11 protein-coding genes are annotated in these 9,857 nt (G+C 62.0%); 5 read left to right on the top strand and 6 right to left on the bottom strand.

Annotation, left to right across the window (positions count from 1 at the left end; genetic code table 11):
• The first annotated feature begins 58 nt into the window (after positions 1-58).
• The 3 genes from B3V69_RS16495 (at position 59) to B3V69_RS16505 (ending at position 2,602) form a co-directional block, all read left to right on the top strand.
• A complete protein-coding gene (locus B3V69_RS16495; RefSeq protein ID WP_296448096.1) occupies positions 59-985 on the top strand; it encodes a ParB/RepB/Spo0J family partition protein in 927 nt (308 codons plus the stop codon).
• Between the two features lie 22 nt (positions 986-1,007).
• Positions 1,008-1,751, top strand: coding sequence for a class I SAM-dependent methyltransferase (locus tag B3V69_RS16500; protein ID WP_296448097.1), 744 nt, complete (start codon positions 1,008-1,010; stop codon positions 1,749-1,751).
• Positions 1,752-1,825: 74 nt separating this feature from the next.
• Positions 1,826-2,602 (top strand): HD-GYP domain-containing protein, encoded by a 777-nt coding sequence (locus tag B3V69_RS16505; protein WP_349679226.1) that lies wholly within the window; start codon positions 1,826-1,828, stop codon positions 2,600-2,602.
• A 5-nt stretch (positions 2,603-2,607) separates the two neighbouring features.
• Here B3V69_RS16505 and B3V69_RS16510 read toward each other — a convergent pair whose 3' ends face one another.
• From B3V69_RS16510 to B3V69_RS16525, 4 genes are all read right to left on the bottom strand, one after another.
• The gene (locus B3V69_RS16510; RefSeq protein WP_296448098.1) at positions 2,608-4,032 is read right to left on the bottom strand and encodes an FAD-binding oxidoreductase; all 1,425 of its coding nucleotides are present in this window, start codon (positions 4,030-4,032) and stop codon (positions 2,608-2,610) included.
• A gap of 154 nt (positions 4,033-4,186) precedes the next feature.
• Positions 4,187-5,065, bottom strand: coding sequence for a 3-keto-5-aminohexanoate cleavage protein (locus B3V69_RS16515; protein WP_296448099.1), 879 nt, complete (start codon positions 5,063-5,065; stop codon positions 4,187-4,189).
• 75 nt (positions 5,066-5,140) lie between these two features.
• On the bottom strand, positions 5,141-5,656 hold the full coding sequence (locus tag B3V69_RS16520; protein ID WP_296448100.1) for an OsmC family protein: 516 nt from the start codon (positions 5,654-5,656) through the stop codon (positions 5,141-5,143).
• Positions 5,657-5,713: 57 nt separating this feature from the next.
• A complete protein-coding gene (locus B3V69_RS16525; RefSeq protein WP_296448101.1) occupies positions 5,714-7,180 on the bottom strand; it encodes an aldehyde dehydrogenase family protein in 1,467 nt (488 codons plus the stop codon).
• A gap of 236 nt (positions 7,181-7,416) precedes the next feature.
• On the opposite strand from B3V69_RS16525, the gene B3V69_RS16530 reads away from it, so the two are divergent.
• Positions 7,417-7,995 (top strand): cob(I)yrinic acid a,c-diamide adenosyltransferase, encoded by a 579-nt coding sequence (locus tag B3V69_RS16530; protein WP_296448102.1) that lies wholly within the window; start codon positions 7,417-7,419, stop codon positions 7,993-7,995.
• 77 nt (positions 7,996-8,072) lie between these two features.
• On the opposite strand, the gene B3V69_RS16535 is transcribed toward B3V69_RS16530, so the two are convergent.
• Positions 8,073-8,495: a hotdog fold thioesterase gene (locus B3V69_RS16535; RefSeq protein ID WP_296448103.1), complete on the bottom strand. Its 423-nt coding sequence runs from the start codon at positions 8,493-8,495 to the stop codon at positions 8,073-8,075.
• An 87-nt stretch (positions 8,496-8,582) separates the two neighbouring features.
• Positions 8,583-8,843 carry a hypothetical protein gene (locus B3V69_RS16540; protein WP_296448104.1) on the bottom strand — a complete coding sequence of 87 codons (261 nt, stop codon included), beginning with the start codon at positions 8,841-8,843 and terminating at the stop codon, positions 8,583-8,585.
• Between the two features lie 79 nt (positions 8,844-8,922).
• Here B3V69_RS16540 and B3V69_RS16545 point away from each other — a divergent pair.
• On the top strand, positions 8,923-9,857 hold a 935-nt coding region (locus B3V69_RS16545), incomplete at its 3' end, for a methyl-accepting chemotaxis protein (protein ID WP_296448105.1).

Consider the following 9,857-nt stretch of genomic DNA (forward strand, 5'->3'; position numbering starts at 1 on the left):
TGGGCGGCAGCACCGATGAACAATCCAGCGACACAAGTCGATAGAAAAGAAAGACATCATGGTCACGAAAAAACCAAAAGGCCTGGGCCGCGGACTGGAAGCCTTGCTCGGTCCCAAAGTCAGCGAAGCGGCGGGCAGCGACACCATCGGCGCCGGCCAGCCAGCGTCGCTGCTGCTAACCGACATGGTGGCCGGCCAGTACCAGCCACGTACCCGCATGGACGAGGGCGCCTTGTACGAGCTGGCCGAATCGATCAAGGTGCAGGGCATCCTGCAGCCGATTCTGGTGCGCCAGCTGCAGGATGGCGCGAACCAGGGCAAGTACGAGATCATTGCCGGCGAACGGCGCTTTCGCGCCGCCAAGCTGGCCGGGCTGGCCAGTGTGCCGGTGCTGGTGCGCGACGTGCCGAACGAGGCCGCCGCGGCCATGGCATTGATCGAGAATATTCAACGCGAAGACCTCAACCCCCTGGAAGAAGCGCAAGGCCTGCAACGCCTGGTCAAGGAGTTTGGACTCACTCACGAACAGGCGGCGCAGGCCGTGGGGCGCTCTCGCAGCGCTGCCAGCAACCTGCTGCGCCTGCTCAATCTGGCCGATCCGGTGCAGACCATGCTGATGGCGGGCGACCTCGACATGGGCCATGCGCGCGCGCTGCTGGCGCTGGACCGGGCGACCCAGATCACGGCGGCGAGCCAGATCAGCGCCAAAAAAATGTCGGTGCGCGAAGCCGAGAGCCTGGTCAAAAAGCTCAGTGCCGATTTCTCGCTGACCTCGACCAAGCCGCGCCAGGAAAAGTCGCGCGACATCAAACGGGTCGAAGAAGAGTTGTCCGACCTGCTCACCGCCGAGGTTGAGGTGCGGGTGAAAAAGCGCGTCAAGCGGGGCGGGCGCATGGAGGAAATGGGCGAGCTCAGCATCCAGTTCGGCTCGCTCGATGAGCTCAATGGCTTGATCGACAAGCTGACGCGCGGCGCGACCCGCTGAAGGCCCAAGGCGCTTCCAGGCCATGCTTGCCCGACTGCCTTGGCCACTGCCTGCCCTGTTGGCCTGGGGCAGTGCCTGGGCCTTGTTTTGGGGTCTGAACGGGCTGGGTCTGTCGGCCTGGCTGGCGCTGGCCGTGGCCTCAAGCTGCGGCGTGGCGTTCAGTGTGTTGGCCCGCACCTGGTGGCGCCGCGCCATCATTGGCCTGGGTTTCCCCTTGTCGCTGGCGCTCTCGGGCGCGGCCAGCTTGCACGCCTGGGCCTGGTTGCTGCCGTTGGCCTTGTTGCTGCTGATTTACCCCTTGAATGCCTGGCGTGACGCGCCCCTGTTTCCGACGCCGGCCAACGCCTTGCGCGACTTGGCCGCGCAAGCGCCGCTGCCCGCGGGTGCGCTGCTGCTGGATGCCGGTTGCGGTCTGGGCGACGGGCTCAAAGCCTTGCGCCAGGCCTACCCGGCGGCCCGATTCCACGGCCTGGAGTGGAGCTGGCCGCTGCGCGGTTTGAGCGCGCTGCGCTGTCCCTGGGCCCGCATTCGCCAAGGCGACATGTGGCGTGCCGACTGGAGCCCCTATGCCCTGGTGTATCTGTTTCAGCGGCCCGAGAGCATGGCACGGGCGGTGGAGAAGGCGCGCGCGCAGCTCCAGCCGGGTGCCTGGCTGGTGAGTCTGGAGTTCGAGGCACCGTCGCTTCAACCGCAGGCGACCTTGTCTTGCGCCGATGGCCGCCCGGTGTGGCTGTATCGCGCACCGTTTCAGGCGCGCGAGGCCTGAAGGCCAGAGTCGCGGCCGGTGCGACAATCACTCGGGTTTTCCCCAGTCGCCTAAACTGACGGTCTGACGACGACTTGAAAATATTTGCTTACTGGAGCTACATTTTGAATTCACCCGACAGCAGCCCCACGGCCGACTCTACGCCCGTGCATATCGCCATGGCGGTGGCGGTTTTTGCCATGGCCTCGCTGGCGGAAACGCGCGACTCTGACACCGGCAAGCACATTCTGCGGGTCCAGAACTATGTCAAATCCCTGGCGCAGCGGCTCAAAACGCATCCGCGCTTTGTTGACGTTTTAACCGAACCGTACATCAGTATTCTGTACCGCTCGGCACCCCTGTATGACATGGGCACCATCGGTATTCCGGACCGGATTCTGCTCAAACCCAGTCGCCTGACGGCGGCGGAGTTTGAGATCATGAAAACCCACACCACCCTGGCATGCGAGGCGATCGAGAACGCCGAAAAAGCCTTGGGCGTCAAGGCTGACTTGCTGCAGATCATGAAGGAGCTGGTCTACTCGCATCAGGAAAAATGGGACGGCAGCGGCTATCCGCAAGGCTTGTCGGGCGATCAAATTCCGCTGTCGGCACGCCTGATGGCGATCGCCGATGTCTACGATGCGCTGATTTCCGACCGTGTGTACAAGGCCGGGGTGCCCCATGACCAGGCGGTGGCCATCATTTTCCAGGGACGCGACAGCCATTTCGATCCCGATTTGGTCGACGCCTTCATTGAAATCCAGGACGAATTCCAGGCCATTGCCCAGAGCTTCGTTGACACCGAGCAGGACATGCAGCGCAAGATCGAATACATGGCGCACGCCATTGCCGAACACGCTGAACTGTAGGCGTCCTACAGCGTAAAAATCTTGCCCGGATTCATGATGTTTTTCGGGTCCAGCGCCCGCTTGATGCTGCGCATCATGTCGACCGCGCCGGTGCCGGTCTCGGTCAGCAGAAAACCCATCTTGTGCAAGCCGATGCCATGTTCGCCGGTGCAGGTGCCCTCCAGGCGCAAGGCGCGCGACACCAGCGAATGGTTCAATTTTTCGGCGATCTCGCGTTCCTCCGGCTTGTCGGGGTCGATCAGATAGCCAAAGTGGAAATTGCCGTCGCCGACGTGGCCGACCAGAAAGTAGGGGATGCCGCTGGCGTTCGCCTCCGCCACCGAGTCCAGCAGGCAATCGGCCAGGCGGGAAATCGGAACGCAGGTGTCGGTTGAAATCGCGCGGCAACCGGGCTTGGACTGGATGGCGGAAAAGTAGGCGTTGTGGCGGGCGGTCCACAGCCGCGTGCGCTCCTCCGGCGTGGTGGCCCATTCAAACGCAGTGCCGTCAAATTCGGTCGCAATCTCTTGCACCAGCTCCGCCTGCTCTTTGACGCTGGCTGGCGAGCCGTGAAACTCCATGAGCAGCAAGGGCGACTCAATCAGGCCCAATTTGGCGTTCGCGTTGACCATGCGCACGGTGTTGGTGTCAATCAGTTCCACACGCGCAATCGGAATGCCCAGCTGGATGATCTGGATGGTGGTGCGCACCGCCGCCTCGATGCTTGGGAATGAGCAGATCGCCGCCGAGATCGCCTCGGGCAGCGGGTAGAGCCGGACCGTCACCTCGGTGATGACGCCCAGCGTGCCTTCGCTGCCCACCATCAGGCGCGTCAGGTCATAGCCGGCGCTGCTTTTCTTGGCGCGCGTGCCGGTGCGGATGATGTCGCCGCTGGCCGTCACCACTTGCAGCGCCAGCACGTTCTCGCGCATGGTGCCGTAGCGGACGGCGTTGGTGCCGCTGGCGCGGGTGGCGCTCATGCCGCCCAGCGTGGCGTCGGCACCAGGGTCGATCGGGAAGAACAGGCCAGTCGACTTGACCGCTTCATTGAGCTGCTTGCGCGTCACGCCGGCTTGCACCGTCACCGTCAGGTCGTCGGCGTTGATGGCCAGCACCTGGTTCATGCGGCTGAGGTCGATGCTGATGCCGCCCTGCACCGCGAGCAAATGGCCTTCGAGTGAGGAGCCGACGCCAAACGGAATGACCGGCACGCTGGAGTCGCTGGCCAGTTTGACCGCGTCCGCCACATCCTGCGTGCTTTCGGCAAACACCACGGCCGCAGGCGGTGGCGCCTGGAAAGACGACTCGTCGCGGCCGTGCTGTTCACGCACCACCAGGGCGGTGGAGCAGCGCTCATGGAAGCGTGACTTCAAGGCTTCCACCAGCGCCAGTGGTACCTCACGCTGATGGATGTCGGGGACCAGGTGCGCCAGAGTGTCGGGAGCGTTCATCGGGGTTCTCCAGGAAATGGTGTCCATTATCCCGAACTGCCCGGTTTGCCCGAATTGTGGATGACGGCTTCAGGAGAAAGGTTGCCGGCCGGGGCAACCTGGCTCGTCAGAAGGGCTGCGGGGACTCCGGTTGAGTTGGGCGACGAGGTGGCTCCTAGCGTGCACGCAAGCCGAGTAACTGCGCAGCGGTCCGGCTGTCGGCGATCGGGCGTCCCAGGGAGCGCGCCAAAGCGACGACCTCATGGACCAACTCGACATTGGTGCGCCGGCTGTCGCCTGACGGTTCCAGCCCGACCTGCACATGACCGCCGCGCAGGATCGCGAGTTTGGCCAATCCGCAGGCGACAACATCGCCGCCTTGCGCCGACACCAGCCAGGGCAGGCCGGTCCCCTTGAGCATGTCGAGGTAGGCGTTGAGCGCGGCTTCAGTCGGGGGCAAGCCAAACAGCAGTTTCCCCGCGCCAAAATACAGTTTGACCAATGATCCACGGGGCAGTTTTCCGGCCCGATGGTAGGCAAGGATGATATGCAGAAAACCGGGTTCGAAGATGGAGATCGACATGCCTACATCCAGCCGTCGGCAGGTTTCGACCATGTACACGGCATCGCGGTAGGTGTTTTGATAGACGATATCGTCAGGGCGCGGCAGGCCTTGTTGATCGAGCCGGCCAAAGTTCGTCGAGCCGGGATCGACCAGTCCCTGTGCCAACAGCCCGGCTTCGGCAAGTGTCACGATATGCGCATAGCGGTCTTCGATGGCGACATGGGGCCCGCCGTTGCCCATGGTCGGGTACAGCAGCGTATCGGGGCGTGCGGCCAGGATCTGACGCCACGCCTGCAGATAGGGCTGGGCGTCGTGCCGGCCTGAGCCGCCGATCACCGGATCATCGGTATGGTTGTGGATGATGGCGGCGCCGGCATCGATGCAGGCGATGGCATCCTGTGCGACTTCATCCGGCGTACGCGGAACATGGGGATTCACTTCCTTGGGCAAGCCACCGTTCAGGGCGACTTCGATGATGACCGCTTGCATTATTATTTTCGTCGTGAGGCATGCCGGGCAGGGGCATGCCGTGGGTTGTCGGAACAGCGCTGGCTGGCGTTGTTTCTAGGCCGATTTGCGTACCAGCTGGGTTTGCAGGTTGGGCGGCGACTTCAGTGTCTGGTAAATCACGCAGAAGCGCTCAGTCATTTGAAGTAGCGTTGACAACTGGGCGTCGCTGGCATCGCTATCGACCTCGAAGCGGACGCGAATATGGCTGACCCCAACCGGCACGCTTTTGTCGATGCCCAGCGTCCCGCGAAAATCCGCGTCGCCCTCGACAATCACCTCGGCCGAGCGGAAACCGATGCCCATCGCCGTGGCGACGACATTGAAGGTGACGCCGGCGCAGGCCACCAGCGATTGCAGCAACAGATCGCCGGAGCAAGCCTCGTTGCCGTCACCGCCGGCCGCCGGGTGCAGGCCGGCCATCAGGGTGCCCGTGTCGGTTTCGATACGGCACGACGGACGGTCCGGCAGCAAGGTGCCGCTGGCGCGAAAGACCCTTTGCGCGCTGGCCGGATCGGCTTTGTAGTGTTCCTTCAATGGCGCTTGCAGCGCACGCAGTTGTTGCGGGGTCATGGACTACCTCGGGGTTGGGTTTTCTCGTCGCGGCTTGCCAGCGATGCAGCCAGCAGCTTAGCCGAAAGCGGCTGAGGTAATCGCGCCGAGGGTATCGCCATAAGGCGGGAAGAAGGCATCAATGAGGTCGTTCTGCCCCCGAATGAAGACGCCGCGCGGATTGGAGAACTCGCGGAAACCTTCGATGCCGTGATGGCGGCCCATCCCGCTCATGCCGCTGCCACCGAAAGCGAGGGATGGCAACGCGCCCTGCATGGCACAGGCGTTCACGCAGGCGCCGCCGGAGTTGGTTTCGGCAACCACCCGGCCGGTCTGGCCTTCGTCATGACCGAAGACGTAAAGCCCAAGCGGGCGTTCTCCGGCATTGACGAACGCAATGGCTTCATCCAGCGTGTCGTAGGCCTTGATGGGCAGGATGGGGCCGAATATTTCCTCTTTCATGAGGTCCAACTCGTCGCCGGGATTGAGTACCAGAACCAGCGGCATACGACGCGTGTCCCGATCCAGCACACCACCTTCTTCGAGGTCCACGACCTCATAGCCGGCCTCGCGTGCCTGCGCCAACATCGCCACCAGACGGTTGAGGTGGCGCTCCGAAATGATGCCGGTGCAGTCAGCGCTACGGGAATAGGCGGGCGTGTTCTCTTGCATGTGCCGCTTGGCGAGCGCCACGAACTCGGGCATGCGTGTTCGGGGGACCAGACAGTAGTCGACGGAGATGCACATCTGGCCGTTTTTAATCATCTTGGTGCCAAGGACGTTGGCGACGGCGGTCTTGTCGATGGCATCGTCCATGAAGACGGCAGGGCATTTGCCGCCAAGTTCAAGCGTGACCGGCACCAGGTTCTGCGCCGCCGCCTTCATGACTTCCCGCCCAACCGGTGGACTGCCGGTATACAGAAGATGGTTCCAGGGCAGGGTCGGGAACGTGCGGGCGAGTTCGATGCCCCCCACCGCGACGGTGACATGATCCGGGTCGAAGGTGCTGCGGATCATTTCTTGCAGAAGTTCTGCGCAGGCCGGCGTGTAGTCCGACGGCTTGATGATGATGCGGTTGCCCGCCGCCAGCATCTCCACCAACGGTCCGACGCCGACGTCGAACGGGAAATTCCACGGCACGATGTTGCCGACGACCCCTTTCGGCTGGTGGCGGATGAACGCCTTCCCGGTTCCAAACAGGGCAGGGTCCGCCGCCCGTTCCTCATCACGCATCCAGTCGTCCAGCTGCGTCAGCGCATAGGCCGCCCGCCCCGCAATGCCCAGAACCTCGACCAGATCCGTAAAGAGCACGGGATGAACGGCAAAATCCGCGCTGATGGCCTGGCGGATGCGATCCCGGTTCGACATCATCATGCCGGCCAGTGCCTCAAGGTGCGCCCGGCGTTCGTCCCGAGTTGGACAGGGATGGGCCAGGAACGCTTTTTTCTGGCGATTAAAGGCTTCCCGTAACGCCTCGATCGCAGCGGCATCGCCACCGGTCGGCTCATTTTTCCTGCTGATCAAAGTTTCTTGCAGTAGTCTCACGGTTCTACTCCTTGGGCTATTTCAATATGGATGGGCTCGCTACCAGCAAGCAGTGTCGGGTTGGATGAACGGGGCGTCATGCTAGGGATTTCCCTAGGCGGAAATTGTTCCGTTCCAGCACACTGCCGCAGGCATCGTGGCCGCCATACAGGGATGGTGGCACACCTGGTCGCCGCGGGCCGCGAACCAGCCTGGCCCGGATGGCGTGACAATAGGCGCCATCAAGGAGCTCCATCATGGGACAACGACTGACACAAATCGCCACCCGCACCGGCGACAACGGCACCACGGGCCTGGGCGACAACACCCGTGTTTCCAAAAACAGTCTGCGCGTGCACGCCATGGGCGACGTGGACGAACTCAATTCGAGCATCGGTGTGCTGCTGTGTGAAGACATGCCCGCCCGTGTGCGCGCGCTGCTGGTGGAGATTCAGCAACAGCTTTTCAACCTCGGTGGCGAGCTGTCGATCCCCGGTTTCGAGCTGCTCAAGCCCGAGGCCGTGCTGGCGCTTGACGCGGCCCTGGCTGAGCACAATGAGCAACTGCCGCGCCTGCAGGAATTCATCCTGCCCGCCGGTTCCCGCGCCGCCTCATTGGCCCACGTATGCCGCACCGTGGCCCGTCGCGCCGAACGCGCCGTGGTGGCGCTGGAAGGCCAGGAGACCCTGAAGGACACGCCGCGCCAGTACCTCAATCGCCTGAGCGATTTGCTGTTCGTGCTGGCCCGCGTGCTCAACCGTTACCGCACCGACGGCACGGTCGGCGATGACGTGTACTGGAAAAGCGAGCGCCTGGCGCAAGCCGAGGCGGAGTGACAAGGTGCTATTAAATAAATAGCTGCTTGCGCTTATTTAACGGGGGCTAGCGGCTGATTAGGCTTGTAAGAAGCGGTCTAGCGGGGTGCCAGCACCGCCATCGTGATGCGCGACACACAGGTGAGTTCACCGGCGTCGTTGTGCATGTCGATCTGCCAAACCTGGGTGGTGCGGCCCAGGTGCACCGGACGGGTGATGCCGGTCACCCAGCCACTGGTGGTGCCCTTGATGTGGTTGGCGTTGATGTCCAGCCCGACGGCGCGGTAGCCTTCGGGCGCCGCGAAGGCGGCACCGCAGGAACCCAGGGTTTCCGCCAGCACGACACTCACGCCGCCGTGCAGCAAGCCGTACGGTTGTTTGGTGCGCTGATCCACCGGCACGCGGGCCCGAATGAAGTCGTCACCCACTTCCAGGAATTCGATACCCAGATGGGGCACCGTCGTGTTTTCCTGACCGGCGGTCAGTATGGCCACCGAGATTGGTTTTTTCCAGATACGCATCAAGACTCCAAACAGATATAAGTGGCTGCCACTATAAACAAAAATGGATAGTCGCCCTTGTCAAGTGGGCGTCATCAGCTATTGTTTTTATAGCGAAAGCCAGCCTTTGAGAGGCTTGCGCGGGTTCGAAAAAATGTCGGCCGTCTGCCGTTCAATCCCTGACATGCAGGTTGGCACACGGACGCCCAGGCTGGCAGCGTCAGTATTGCACTCCATCATGGCGAAGCGTAGGATGATCTCGCGCCGCTGAACTGAAGACGGACAAAAACCATAAATCGTTGAAATGGTAAACATGACACTAAAAAGAAAATTCATGCTCGCCATGAGCATCGTCGCGTTGGTATCCATCGTCATTCTGTGGGGCAATCGCTTGCTCGGAAAAGGGGCTGAATTCCACTACATGGAGCGGCTCCATCTGGAGCATGTGATGCGCATGGAACAAGTCTTTACGCTGGTCGAGCAGGGCGCAAAAAATTCCGAGTCGCTTCGAAGGGAGGACTTGTTGAAATCGATTGATGGCGCGATTGGTCTGGCGCGGGACGTTGACGGCAAGCTCTTCTATGTTGAAAAAGTGATCTTTCGTGTGATCGGTTTCGGCGGCATCCTTGATCTGCCTATCAAAGACATCGCCGATCTCGAGCGCATCCGTGCCGCCATTCTGGCCGCACCGGGCACGCAGATCACAGCCGATCTGGCCGCGAGCGCCCGCGGCGACAGGGCCGCGGCGCAGGAGAATTCAAGGAAATTCGCGGTCCTGGTGCTGGAGGCGGTCTCGTTTGTCAAAGCCACCGTGTCGATATTGGGGTTGGCGGCGGTCGGTGGCCTTGGATTTACTTTGCTCATGTTGCGACGCAGTACCCTGGCGCCTATCCATGAGGCGCTGATCATTGCAAAAAAAATTGCCAGCGGCGATTTGAGTGGAAAAATATCGGCGAATGCGAAGGATGAGTTCGGCGAGCTATTCCAGGCACTCGCGGAGATGAATGACAATCTTGCCCGTATCGTCGCGGAAGTGCGGGGCGGCACGGATGCCATCGTCAGTGCCAGCAACGAAATTGCGACCGGCAATGCAGAACTGTCCTCTCGTACCGAGTCCCAGGCCAGCTCCCTGGAAGAGACTGCTTCCTCCATGGAGGAGCTGACGTCGACGGTACGGCAGACCGCCGCGAGTTCCTTGCAGGCCAATCAGCTGGTGGTGTCTGCATCGGGTATCGCGATGAAAGGTGGCGGCGTCGTGTCCCAGGTCATCGCGACCATGGATTCGATCAAGGAAAGTTCCCGCAAGATCGTGGACATCATCGGCGTGATTGATGGCATCGCCTTCCAAACCAACATCCTTGCACTCAATGCGGCGGTCGAAGC

Origin of the sequence: Rhodoferax sp. UBA5149, from assembly GCF_002413825.1 — a bacterium.
In the GTDB taxonomy this organism is placed as follows: Bacteria; Pseudomonadota; Gammaproteobacteria; order Burkholderiales; family Burkholderiaceae_C; genus Rhodoferax.

Bases quoted from the DNA above. Each gene is read 5' to 3' on its own strand.
- B3V69_RS16495 (WP_296448096.1), top strand. From the start codon at position 59: ATGGTCACGAAAAAACCAAAAGGCCTGGGCCGCGGACTGGAAGCCTTG.
- B3V69_RS16500 (WP_296448097.1), top strand. From the start codon at position 1,008: ATGCTTGCCCGACTGCCTTGGCCACTGCCTGCCCTGTTGGCCTGGGGC.
- B3V69_RS16510 (WP_296448098.1), bottom strand. From the start codon at position 4,032: ATGAACGCTCCCGACACTCTGGCGCACCTGGTCCCCGACATCCATCAG.
- B3V69_RS16515 (WP_296448099.1), bottom strand. From the start codon at position 5,065: ATGCAAGCGGTCATCATCGAAGTCGCCCTGAACGGTGGCTTGCCCAAG.
- B3V69_RS16520 (WP_296448100.1), bottom strand. From the start codon at position 5,656: ATGACCCCGCAACAACTGCGTGCGCTGCAAGCGCCATTGAAGGAACAC.
- B3V69_RS16530 (WP_296448102.1), top strand. From the start codon at position 7,417: ATGGGACAACGACTGACACAAATCGCCACCCGCACCGGCGACAACGGC.
- B3V69_RS16535 (WP_296448103.1), bottom strand. From the start codon at position 8,495: ATGCGTATCTGGAAAAAACCAATCTCGGTGGCCATACTGACCGCCGGT.
- B3V69_RS16540 (WP_296448104.1), bottom strand. From the start codon at position 8,843: ATGGATACCAACGCGACGATGCTCATGGCGAGCATGAATTTTCTTTTT.